At 53.5% G+C, this 8,625-nt stretch carries 8 protein-coding genes and 1 tRNA gene; 5 read left to right on the top strand and 4 right to left on the bottom strand.

Translation table 11 applies throughout. The annotated features are described in order from the left end of the window. The coding region (locus tag MKMG_RS09605) for a hypothetical protein (protein ID WP_216842900.1) at positions 1–349 on the top strand (349 nt) is incomplete at its 5' end. 204 nt (positions 350–553) lie between these two features. Then, positions 554–4,381 (top strand): lectin like domain-containing protein, encoded by a 3,828-nt coding sequence (locus MKMG_RS09600; RefSeq protein ID WP_165077583.1) that lies wholly within the window; start codon positions 554–556, stop codon positions 4,379–4,381. Between the two features lie 274 nt (positions 4,382–4,655). Here MKMG_RS09600 and MKMG_RS09595 read toward each other — a convergent pair whose 3' ends face one another. The 3 genes from MKMG_RS09595 to MKMG_RS09585 form a co-directional block, all read right to left on the bottom strand. Next, positions 4,656–5,255, bottom strand: a complete 600-nt coding sequence (locus MKMG_RS09595; protein WP_254059157.1) for a DUF2179 domain-containing protein — start codon at positions 5,253–5,255, stop codon at positions 4,656–4,658. Further along, positions 5,255–5,434 carry a hypothetical protein gene (locus tag MKMG_RS09590; protein WP_165077582.1) on the bottom strand — a complete coding sequence of 60 codons (180 nt, stop codon included), beginning with the start codon at positions 5,432–5,434 and terminating at the stop codon, positions 5,255–5,257. The genes MKMG_RS09595 and MKMG_RS09590 overlap by 1 nt, the downstream gene beginning before the upstream one ends. A gap of 169 nt (positions 5,435–5,603) precedes the next feature. Beyond that, the gene (locus MKMG_RS09585) at positions 5,604–6,431 is read right to left on the bottom strand and encodes a restriction endonuclease (protein ID WP_165077581.1); all 828 of its coding nucleotides are present in this window, start codon (positions 6,429–6,431) and stop codon (positions 5,604–5,606) included. 242 nt (positions 6,432–6,673) lie between these two features. Here MKMG_RS09585 and MKMG_RS09580 point away from each other — a divergent pair. From MKMG_RS09580 to MKMG_RS09570, 3 genes are all read left to right on the top strand, one after another. Next, positions 6,674–6,757, top strand: a tRNA-Ser gene (locus tag MKMG_RS09580). Between the two features lie 143 nt (positions 6,758–6,900). Next, complete coding sequence (locus MKMG_RS09575) at positions 6,901–7,077, top strand: hypothetical protein (RefSeq protein WP_165077580.1); 177 nt, start codon at positions 6,901–6,903, stop codon at positions 7,075–7,077. Positions 7,078–7,356: 279 nt separating this feature from the next. Next, a complete protein-coding gene (locus MKMG_RS09570) occupies positions 7,357–7,692 on the top strand; it encodes a hypothetical protein (RefSeq protein WP_165077579.1) in 336 nt (111 codons plus the stop codon). A 373-nt stretch (positions 7,693–8,065) separates the two neighbouring features. Here the strand turns inward: MKMG_RS09570 and MKMG_RS09565 are convergent. Then, a partial coding sequence (locus MKMG_RS09565; protein ID WP_165077578.1) for a DUF3089 domain-containing protein occupies positions 8,066–8,625 on the bottom strand: 560 nt, incomplete at its 5' end.

Here is an 8,625-nt window from a genome sequence, read left to right as displayed (position 1 = left end):
GCTTCCCACCTCCGTTGTCCGGGAAGAGAACGGATGGGTATACTATGAGGCTGTATCACCAGGCTTCTCCTCCTTTGCCATCGCCACAGGTGATGGTCAGAAGGAAACCATCACCACCGATGCTGCCGTGCCGGGGGATACCGGAACGGATACCGCTGATGTTGCCGTCACGACGGAACCGGTGAATGAAACCGCATCCGAACCGCAGGTGACCGTCGCCATTCCCGGAGAGGAAGGCACCGGAACTCCGGCAGAAAGCGCCACCACACCGCAGGAAAGTCCGATTGGTCTTCTCGCCATCATTGGCGGTGCGGGAGCGGGTGCAGTTCTTCTCTCCCGGAAGCGGTGAAAAATAAAACGAGTGAATGAATTATTGAGAACCCTGCCACATCCGGTTCTCTTTTTATGATCCCAATCTTTTTTTCACATCATTTTTCAGGGATACGGGTCCACTGGATGCCCGCGTTCCTGCAGATTACAGGACACAGGTACATTCCAGCACTTTAATACCTGATTCCGCTGACAAATTCACCATATATTTTAAGGTGACGACATGCCCCCCACATCGTTAAACAGATCAGCAATTCTACTCATAACAGCCCTCATCCTTGTGCAGGGGGCAGCAGCACTCACAATCGAACAGGCACCCCTCAACCCGGAATTTGTCGCATACACGGAAGGGTTGGACACGGGTGACAACCAGTTCTCCACCGAATGCTGTGGCGATTCCTACACGGCGACAGGCACCTACAGAATGCCCTATGCAACCGGGGATATCCCGGCACCTGTTGTCATGGTCTGGCCGGACACATATCCTGCAGATCTCAACAGAGCAGCAGAGGCCGATGGAGAAACATTTCCCACCCGTTTTGACCTCCGTGATTCCGGCAGGGTCACCCCGGTCCGTGACCAGGGAAAATGCGGCAGCTGCTGGGCATTTGCCGCGTACGGATCGCTTGAGTCGACATATCTCACCGACACGGGAACGGCAGAAGACTTCTCTGAAAACAATATGAAGAATCTCTTATCAAACCTCTACCCGGACGGCTTTGATTATGGTCCCTGCGACGGAGGGAACGCCTATATGTCTACAGCCTACCTTACCCGCGGAAGCGGGCCAATACGGGAGGCAGATGACCCATATATCCTTCCAATACCCTCCAACGTCTCCCCCACCGATCTCCCGCCGGTGCTTGACACCCACGAAGTGACCTTTCTGCCGACCCGGACAGGTCCTCTCGATAACGATCTCTTAAAGCAGACACTCAAGGATGAGGGTGCCATCCGTGTCCGTTTCCTGGTGAACAGAACCTGTTTTTCATACAACGGAATCACCTATTACCTGCCGGAAGAGGGCCATCCCCCTGAGGGTGGCCATGCTGTCACGCTCGTCGGATGGAATGATACCTTCCCGAAAGAGAACTTTGCCATCACCCCCCCGGGTGACGGCGCCTTCATTCTGAAGAACAGCTGGGGCACCTATTTCGGGGAGGACGGATACTTCTACATCTCCTACTATGACCGCTCATTAGACACTGGCGAACCGGCACTCTTCACCGGTGTTCCTGCCGATACAGACAGACGAATATATCAGTATGACCCTCTCGGAGCGACCATGCACATAGGAACCGGAACGGACACAACCTACTGTGCGGCCAATGTATTCACAGCTGGCAATTATGAAGCACTCACCGACGTGAGTTTCTACACCATTGAACCGGATACGGACTACACAGTTGCCATCTTTACCAACTTCACCACCCCGCCGGGCGATGCCGCACCGGTCGCATGGACATCCGGCACCAGTGCACTCCCCGGCTACCACACCATCTCCCTCCCGGAGACGGTCACCCTTATGCCCGGAGAGGTATTTTCCGTTGTCCTGGAGATCACCTCCCCGACCAGTGTCTACCCACTTGCAGTAGAGTGGCCGATTCCCGGATACTCATCCAAAGCCACCGCCGGGCCGGGCGAGAGTTATGTGAGTGACGACGGCAGCACCTGGGAGGATCTGACCACTGACTACCCGAATACCAATGTCTGTATCAAGGCGTTCACCACCCCCCTCACCGTTGTGCCATGGGATTACCCGACCATTATGGAGGCAGTGAACGCCGCAGCAGACGGTGACACCATCATCGTTGAGAGCGGCACGTATCCGGAAGCACTGTCGCTGTACAAAAATGTCACCCTCACAGGTGTGGGGATGCCCGTTGTCACCACCCCGGAGGGTGTAGAAACCGGCGCTATGATTTGGACAGACAACATCACCCTCACCGGTTTCTCTTTTGAAGGAAATGAAGAGTGGAGCAGGGGCATCTCCGTCTATGGGAATAACTACACGATGTCTGACTGCAGGTGCACCGGATACCAAACCGGCATCTTTATCGGCTTATGCAAAGGGCTCTATCTTTCTGAGACCTCTCTGTACAACAATGATTACAATCTTTTGTATACAGACTACCTGGAGAACCCCGGCAATACCATTGCAGAGACCGTTACGGTGAACGGCAAACCGGTCATCTACCGTGAGAGCATATCGGGGGAGACGATTGACGCCTCCTCAGACGCAGGTGCCGTCATCTGTGTGAACTGTACGGATATGATCATCCGTGATATCACAACAGAACCCGTCGAATGCAGCATCTTCCTGCTCGCCTGCCAGGATGTGATCGTGGAACATGTCACCGCCAACGCGGCATACTATGGTGTGAGGGCATATAAATCGGAGAACATCACCGTGCGGGACTCCTCGTTTGGCCCGGATATGGAGTCCTGCATAAAAATGGATCAGATATCCCGTGCTCTGGCAGAAGGCAATGAGATTGCCTGCCATGAGTATGGTATGGGGATAGAACTCAGATCTGCAGAGAACACCACTGTATCAGACAACACCATAACAAGTGGAGGAGTCGGCGTGATAGGATCCTCCTCTAACAACTGCTCAATCTCCGGCAATACCATCAGTGATTGCCACTGGGGGGGCATCCTCACTTCAGAGGGTGATACTCTGGCAGTGACAAACAACACGGTGGACAACTCCGGCACAGGGATCTACACGTGGGATATGCGGGATATTCGGGTATCTGACAATACCATCCGGTGCAATAATGCAGGGAACGGCATGTCTATCAGCGCAGACGGAGCTGTGATAAACGGCAATACCGCGGATAACTGCACGGTTCAGGCAAACATGGAACTAAACAACTCGGAGGTGTATGGTAACCATTTCTCCGGAGCGGCATACCCGGTCATGAAAGGACTGGACACGGGAGAGAATGTCTATGTATACCGCAATGACTTTGTGCTGACCGACGGCATCCTGTTTGGGAGCATCCTCAGTGACTCTGCTGCAGCAGACGTCTTTGACCGCCTCAGCATGGACGACGTCCTGTTGGACGAAACCAGCCCAACCGGGGAATTCAGGGAGATGAGTGCGAAGGCTGATACAAGTGTGGGAGCACTTCAGACCGATGCGGCGAATATCATATGGCACTCCCCGACCGAGGAGACCTACTGGTATTACGGGCGGGCGTTCACCCAAACGATGGGCAACTACTGGAGCACGTATAACGGCACCGATACTACCCATGACGGCATCGGGGAGACACCTTTCATGATTCGTAACAATGAAACCGATATCTGCCCGTTAGTGAACCCTGCTGCCTGCTACTTCAACAAAAACCCGCTGCCCGCAACGGATGAGGACGCGTCCGCCGACATGGCGACTTCACCTGCCCTGAGCGCCGGGGAATCTGCGACACTCCGCTTCACCGGCTCTGCGGTGCAGGCAGTCACGGTCACTGCAAAAGAAAATACTGGACGAATTCTGCTCGCCGTGGACAGGGCAGGCAACGGCCCGGACGGCCTTGCAGGACCAGTCTACCAGTACCTCTCCGCACAGCTCAACGGCATGACGGATGATGAAATCAGTGAGGCTGACTTCTCGTTCCGGGTGCCCAATGCATGGCTGAAAGCAGAGAAACTGCTTCCAGCAGAGATCACACTCTGGCGTTTCCATGACGGTGTCTGGCAGGATCTCCCCACATCGCTTGTCCGGGAAGAGAACGGATGGGTATACTATGAGGCTGTATCACCAGGCTTCTCCTCCTTTGCCATCGCCGCAGGTGACGGGCAGAAGGTGGCAGTCACCACCGATGCTGCCGTGCCGGGGGATGCCGGAACGGATACGGTTGATGTTTCCGTCACTGTAGCACCCGGTAATGAGACAGCATCCAAACCACCGGTGACCGTCGCTGTCCCTGAAGAGGAAGACACGGTAACTCCGACAGGCACCACCACGCAGGAGAGCCCACTTGGTCTTCTCGCCATCATTGGCGGTGCGGGGATGGTTGCGGCCCTTCTCTCCCGGAAACAGTAAAAGAATGAATGAGTAGCCGGTTATCCGGCTCTCGTTCTCTTTTCCAGTCACTCAATACCCACAACATTTTTTAAGCTTTATTAAGCGGTTTTAAGGAATTTCGTCTATGATAACAGACATCATCAAAGGCAGATACATTTCCGGCCCGGAGGTTCCCATACGGACTGTTTCCCCCACCCGGGAACATTCTGCAAAGGGATTTCAGGGAAGAATGATCCCCCTCTGTTTCTTTTTCCCCTATATTTTACATTCTTCCGTTTTCCCCGCTCCCGTGTCATTTCCCTTTCCGGTAGCGGCCTGACAGCCATCTTCTCGGCTTTCTGTAGAGATGGGGGATCACCCCTCCATTCGCCGAACGGACATCGGCTAGGGTGTAGAAGGCATTTGGATTATGCTGATGGACCATCCCGATCACTGTTTCAAGGTCTTTGCGCTTGACCACCAAAAAGATCAGTCTCACCGGACCATGTTTTCCAACCGCATCCACGACAGTCACTCCGAAATCGTTGGATTTAAGTGCGGAAATCAGATTTTTTGGATCGTGATGGGTGATGATACGGACCAGCATCAGCCCGATCGCCATCCGTTCCTCCACGATGATCCCGACATAACTGCCAACAGCAAATCCGGCCGCATAGGCAATATAATTGACAACGCTCCCAATATTTTGGAATATCTGGCTTATAGCAACAAGCCAGATGAGTATCTCTATGAAGGCGACAACGGGGGCGAGCAGTTTCAGCCCCCGTGAGACGAATATGATTCTGAGCGTCCCGAAGGTGACATCGACGACGCGGGCGGTGAAGATGAGAAGCGGGAGAATCACCAGGGAGAAGAACTGGGGGTCCAGGACAAATGAAAGATCTATTGTCATCACACTCCGGGCAGCGGCGGCTGGGCCCGGAGGTCCCGGCCACGGTTCAGATTTCCAAGAGAAAGCTCCATTGACCGGTCCACAATATGGCTCGTGATCATGTCGCCGTTCCACCGGCAGTGATCAGATTCTATGCATCTGCTCACCGCGACTGCCGGGGGTATAAATTTCCTCACCATGACTCCACTTCCCCTGCTCTTGCTGAGGCGAAGTCACGACACAAGAGTTTATATGACTATTGACCGGTCCAGAACTGGATCACTCGCTCATGCTGGGAACAAAAATGGTGCATACCGGCAAAAACAGGAGAATTGAGATGCGTTCCTTCCCAAAAAAACAGTTTCATCATCATTCTTCCAGCCTCTTCGCCCGGTCCACCAGGAGAATAATCTCCTGTATCGGAATACCGGTCTTCTCTGCCACTACATCAGGAGTATATTCCAGCAGCTGCCCCACCGTCACAATCCCTGCATCCACCAGTCTCGTTCTCATTCCGGCATTGACTCCTTTTATCAGTGTCACCGGGCAGAGCTTCAGGTTGGCAACCATTGCCGCGATATTCTCGTCTTTCGGGTTGTCCCAGCCGATGTGTTTGATATCCCAGCATGTGGCATACCGTTTTGCGTGGGCGGAGAGTTTGGTGTTGCAGACGATCATCGCCTTATCGATGGTGAAATGATTTTTTCCCGTTTTGTAGCCTTCCTGTACATCCTCGACGATGGCCCGCGCGATTCGCCCTTCATCCAGACCGGTCATGCGGTGATGGCTGTGATGGTGTTTCACCTCGACAAAATAGGTGATGCCGTCTTTGCGGGCAATCGCATCCACCTCATGCTCGCCGCACTTTCCCTGTAATATCCTCCCCTCTTCAACCTCGTAGCCGGAGCCTCTCAGCAGGGCCTGAACATAGAGTTCAAAGTCCGGTTTCGGACCGAGCAGACCGATGGCCCTTCGTACATTTGTCCGGCCTTCAACCGCCGGATGATATTTGCATGCATATGTATGGATCATACGCAGGATATCCCGGGTACGTATGCCATCATGCAGGTGCCGTTCAACGTCTGCTGCGACCTCAATGACATAATCATCAGGGACCCCGTAATTGCGGGCGGTCCGCATCACCCGGTATCGGTCATAGGGCTGGCGTGTCCCGTCTGCCTTGATCACGTGTTTCATATCTCACTACTCCCCTGGGTGAGACGCAGCCCGGCAGAGAAAGAACGAACAGTCATTCCGACCACCTCATGATAAGACTCTGGTGGGTGCCACAGATATATGATAGTTATACCAGCCAGGGCCATGATTTCCAGCCGGTCTTTCCGTATCGCATGTCCGGATCTTTGCAGCATCTTCGTCCCCGCACCGCTTCGTTACTATTATACTCCCGGAAGGGCAACTATAATCCGCACATTTCTCATGCCGAGATAGTCTAGCCCGGAAAGGCGGGGGCCTCGAAAGCCTCTGGTGTTCGCACCCCGGGAGTTCAAATCTCCCTCTCGGCGTATTTTACCAAACAAGAGAGCGAGAGGCATTTTTTTACGGGCAGGACCTCCACCCCGATGGGGACCGCGTACATTCAGGAAGGGGCACACACCAAAGTCAACTACCCACGACTAAAGTTGTGGGCTTCCTGCCTGCTTTATTCGTGAACTTTACACTCCGCTGCCGGAGAAAGACTCCTGATTACTACGGCACAAAGGCTGATATCCTGCGCTCGCTGCATGCAGAACTGATCAGGGCAGGCATCGAAATTTCGTACCCGCATGTGTATATCACATTCAGGGACGCGGATGCCGGGGAAGAAAACGGCCGGGTGATATGAGGGCAGTGGAGGGATACCTGAAAGACCGACTCCCTAAACACTGTACAGCTGATAGTTCCGGGAGAATAGAAGAGTGTCATAATTGTTCAATAAATTGTGAATAAGTATGACAAATAGTAAATTATTTATGCACGTGTGTATTAGTGAAGAGTGCCGGAAACGCACCGGTATCCACCAGTAGGGGGGTGTTCCGGTGTGCCGGGTTTTTCGCCCATGACCGCACAGACCCAATTCCCGGCCTGTTGTGGGCCCATCACACAAAAAAAGAGGCAAACGAAAATGCAGAGAATGGTTGAACTTGAAGGCGGGGATATTGTTCTGGATACGGAGAACGACACCGGAGTGTTCCTTGCCCCACGACCGGTCTCGGAGGATGACCGCCGGTACGGGCGCGGCAGGGATCTATTCATAAAGAATCGTGAAGAGAGACCGGACATCTACTACATGTACCGGTGGACGGAAATTCCAGGTGAAAAAGAGAAGATCACCATTATAACGAGGAACATCGCCGAGCGGTTTCTTGAAGAACATGGCCTGATTCTTGCCAGCTATCCGGAAGAGAGGGCAGGCAACAGACTGGGCAACTACGGCTACGGGCTTCTGGAGGAATTCTGAACCTGACCGGACCCCCGGAGTGAAGGGAACTGTATGCCGCAGGAAGGGATGTCAATGAGCAGGAAACCCATAGGCCCGGTCGGCCCCAGACGGACGGGCCTTCCTGCTATTGGGGGGCACATGAACACTTCCTTTCCCATTACCAGACCCAATCCATCTCCCCCCGTTCCTCATGCAACGACCAGCTGACCGGAAAAACAGGTACATTTCATCAAGACGAGCAACGGAGCTTCTCTTCTTTCCACCCTCCAGTATAGTATTCACCCATATCAGTCTCTAAGGAAGATAGCTATTTTTGGCACCATCCGATCCTGAAACCATGTGAACCGTACCAGCAGGCCTTTTGAAAAGACAAAGATACAAAAAAAGAGAATTATTGTTCGGAAAATGCCCAAACCCGGTCGCCGACATTCTGTTCGAGGTTCCGGTACCAGAATGCATAATCGTAGCGGTGATAGACGCCTTCCGGATATGCACCGATATCAAGCTCCTCGCCTTCCGGAATCGTCGTGGTGAGTGCGCCCGTTGTCAGGTTTATCTGTGCATCACAGTAGTTGTCTACTTCACGCAGCAGAACACCGGTCGAATCATTATAAAACCGTGCACCCATATTCTCTGATTTCGGAGCATAGGTATCATCCGTCTTCCAGTTGAGCGGGTTGATGCAGTGTGCTCCGTCCATGAGCATGGGGCCGCCGACGGACGTTGGCGACTGGGTGTTGTAGGTGACCACAACGCCGGTGTCATCCGCACGCTCTGCTGCTGTCAGTCCTGCCGCTTTCAGATCCACATCCGTTACAGTGTAGCCGATCAGATACGCGGCAACCATACGGTTGCGGAGCGCTTCGTCATCGCCAAAGCGATTCTTGATGAGTTCGATTAATGCCATCGTCCCCTGACTGTGACCTGCAATAATGAACGGGCGGCCTTCAT

The organism is Methanogenium sp. MK-MG (assembly GCF_009914725.1).
In the GTDB taxonomy this organism is placed as follows: domain Archaea; phylum Halobacteriota; class Methanomicrobia; order Methanomicrobiales; family Methanomicrobiaceae; genus Methanogenium.
Note: the sequence above shows the minus strand (reverse complement) of the source record. Positions and strands in the feature narration are given on the sequence as shown.